The sequence below is a fragment of the Streptomyces sp. NPDC050535 genome (genome assembly GCF_044457665.1).
Taxonomy (GTDB): domain Bacteria; phylum Actinomycetota; class Actinomycetes; order Streptomycetales; family Streptomycetaceae; genus Streptomyces.
The window spans coordinates 1-1,849 of the sequence record NZ_JBITHE010000063.1; the positions used below are offsets into that span (position 1 = coordinate 1).

General features: G+C 63.2%; 1 protein-coding gene. It reads left to right on the top strand.

Annotated features, from left to right (window positions below):
- Window positions 1-12: 12 nt before the first annotated feature.
- The coding region (locus ACIBLC_RS41925; RefSeq protein ID WP_399216744.1) for an amino acid adenylation domain-containing protein at window positions 13-1,849 on the top strand (1,837 nt) is incomplete at its 3' end.

The window sequence follows — 1,849 nt, forward strand, 5'->3', positions numbered from 1 at the left end:
CGGGACCGCACTTTGGAGGCGTACGAGAACCAGGACGTGCCCTTCGAGCGCTTGGTCGAGGAAATCGCCCCCGAACGAAACCTGAGCCGTACTCCTGTGTTTCAGGCGATGTTCGCACCGCAGAGCCTGGGCGATGAGGCATGGAACTTAACCAGCCTTGCGACCGAGCGCACATCGCTGGACGTGCCCGTCGAGAAGTTCGATCTCACCCTCAGCGTTGAGGAAGGGGAATCCGGCGTTGAAGGGGTGCTGTCGTACAGCACCGACCTGTTCGAGCAGACAACTGCCAGACGCGTTGTGGATCACTTCCAGCGCCTGCTGGCGAGTGTGGTGGAGAATCCCGAACGGCCCCTTGGTCAACTCGACATGCTTACGGACGTCGAGCGATGTCAGTTACTGACTGGGTTCAATAATACGGATTTTCCGCTGTCGCTCAGTACGCTGCCGGACCTCTTCGAGAAGCAAGCGGAGTTGGATCCCGACGGTCTGGCCGTTTTGTCCCAGGACAGGCGTATCACCTTCCGAGAGCTCAACGTACGGGCGAACAGGATGGCCCACTGGCTGATCAGCTCAGGAGCGAAGGCCGGCGACGCCGTAGCTCTGGCGCTGCCGAAGACCCCCGATCTGGTGGTGGCCCTGCTGGGCATCCTAAAGGCCGGTGCTGCCTATCTGCCGATCGATGTGAGCTACCCGGCGGACCGCTTCGTATTTGTGCTTGAGGACGCCCGACCCGTTCACGTTCTGACAACTTGCGAGGTGGCAGCCGGGTTACCCGGCGAGTCAAGCACGTGGGTTGCGCTGGATGATCCGGCAACTGCCGCAGAGATCGCGGCCTGTCGTACAACGAACCCTGCGGATGCCGACAGACTTGCGCCGCTTTCCGTTTCATCGCCTGCATATGTCATGTATACGTCTGGATCCACGGGCACGCCCAAAGGCGTTGTGATGCCGCACGGGGGCCTGGTGAATCTGATGGGCTGGCATCGCGGGCAGGCGGCCGCGAGCGAACCGGGTGCGAGAGTTGCACAGTTCGCGAGCGTCAGCTTCGACGTGGCCGCGTACGAGATTCTCGGCTCGCTGCTGTACGGCCGGTGTCTTGTCATACCGGCCGGGGACGTACGCCTCGACCCCGCGACGCTGGTGGACTGGCTCGGGCGGTACGAAATCGCGGAACTCATGGCACCCAATGTCGTACTAGAGGAGTTCTATCAGGCAGCCAACGCCACTAGGGCGGTACTTACGCGTCTGCGTCTGATCGTCCAAGGAGGCGAGGCCCACGTACCGGGTGACGCTGCTCGGGAGTTCCACAGTCGTCACCCGGCATGTGCCGTACACAACGGGTACGGTCCGACCGAAACCCATGGGATAACGAACTACGTCCTTCCCGCAGACGTCTCCGCCTGGCCGACCACCAGCCCGATCGGAGCACCGATCGGCAACACTCATGTCTACGTTCTCGATACGAACCTGGGGCTGGTGCCTTTCGGCGTGCCAGGCGAGTTATACGCCCATGGTGCTGGGTTGGCGCACGGATACCTCGGGCGGCAGGACCTCACGGCGGAGCGATTCGTAGCCAACCCCTTCGGTCCGCCGGGCTCGCGCATGTATCGCACGGGTGATGTGGTTCGGTGGCGGCCGGATGGGAATCTCGAGTTCCTCGGCCGCGCCGATCACCAGGTGAAGGTCCGCGGGATGCGTGTCGAGTTGGGCGAGATCGAGGCCACGCTTCTGACCCATCCTGACCTGGTGTCCTGCGTTGTGGTCGCGCGTGAGGATGTGCCGGGGGACAGGCGGCTGGTGGCGTATTGTGTGCCGGCTGCGGGGCGGGTGCTGGGTGTGGGGGCGGTGC